Source organism: Streptomyces sp. NPDC088706 (assembly GCF_044752765.1).
In the GTDB taxonomy this organism is placed as follows: Bacteria; Actinomycetota; Actinomycetes; order Streptomycetales; family Streptomycetaceae; genus Streptomyces.
The window spans coordinates 1-1,231 of record NZ_JBIVLW010000047.1 but is presented as its reverse complement, the minus strand read 5'-3'; the positions used below and the strand labels follow the sequence as shown (position 1 = coordinate 1,231).

General features: G+C 70.2%; 1 protein-coding gene. It reads right to left on the bottom strand.

Annotation, left to right across the window (positions count from 1 at the left end; translation table 11 throughout):
• A partial coding sequence (locus ACIQAK_RS32995) for a non-ribosomal peptide synthetase (protein WP_401849679.1) occupies positions 1-1,186 on the bottom strand: 1,186 nt, incomplete at its 3' end.
• Positions 1,187-1,231: the final 45 nt, after the last annotated feature.

The following is a 1,231-nucleotide window of genomic DNA, read 5'->3' as shown; positions in this document are numbered from 1 at the left end:
TCGACCGGATACTGTCCCCGCCCACAGCGAAGAAGTCGTCATCCACCCCCACCCGCTCCAGACCCAGCACCTCCGCGAACACCCCCGCGAGCACCCTCTCGGACGCCGACGACGGCGCCCGGTACTCACCCCCCACCAACTCCGGTTCGGGCAGGGCGGAGCGGTCCAGCTTCCCGTTGAGTGCGAGGGGCAGCCGGTCCAGCACGACGAACGCGGACGGCACCAGAAACTCCGGCAGCCGCTCCGCCACGAAACGCCGCAGCTCGGCAAGGTGCAGGCCGGCTCCCGTCCCTTCGGGGCCGGTTGCCTCCCCGGGCACGACATAACCGATGAGCCGACGGGAACCCTCGGTTTCCCGGACCACGACGGCCGCCTGCTGGACGGCGGGGTGGGCGCAGAGCGCGGCCTCGACCTCCGCCGGCTCGATACGGAAGCCGCGTATCTTCACCTGGGTGTCCTCCCGGCCGACACACTCCAGTTCGCCGGAGGCCGTCCACCGGGCCAGGTCGCCGGTGCGGTACATGCGGTGGCCGGCGGGGCCGTAGGGATCGGCCACGAACCGCTCCGCGGTCAACCCCGGCCGGTCGGCGTAACCACGGCCGATCGCCCCCGCCACATACAGCTCACCCGTCACCCCCACCGGAACCGGCTGCAACCCCGCACCCAGCACATAGGTCCGCATATTCCCCAGCGGAGTACCGATCGGGGCGTTGGCGGTGCTCTCCTCGGTCTCGCCGACGGGGAGCTCGAACGCGCTCGCGTAGAAGCTCTCGCTCTGGCCGTAGCCGTTGATGATGCGAGCGCCGGGCATGGCGGCACGTACCCGGGCCATGAAGGGCGCGGACAGGACCTCGCCGGCGAAGACCAGCGCCTGGACGGTGGTCCGGTCGGCTATCTCGTCCAGGAGTTCGGCGAAGACCGAGGGGACGGAGCTGATCACTCCACCGGTCCAGCTGTCCCGCTCGGCGAGCTCCAGCACGTCGCGGACCACCTCGACGGTGGCGCCCGTGGTGAGAGCGGTGAAGATCTCGAAGACGGAGACGTCGAAGTTGACCGAGGTCCCCGCCAGCATGCGGGAACCGGCAGCGGCCCCCAGGCGCTCCACGAGCTGAGCGACACCGTTCACCGCACCCCGATGGGTGATGGTGACGCCCTTCGGGGTCCCCGTGGAACCAGACGTATACATCACATACGCCACATTCTCCGGCCGCAACGGAGCCACCCGCTCCCC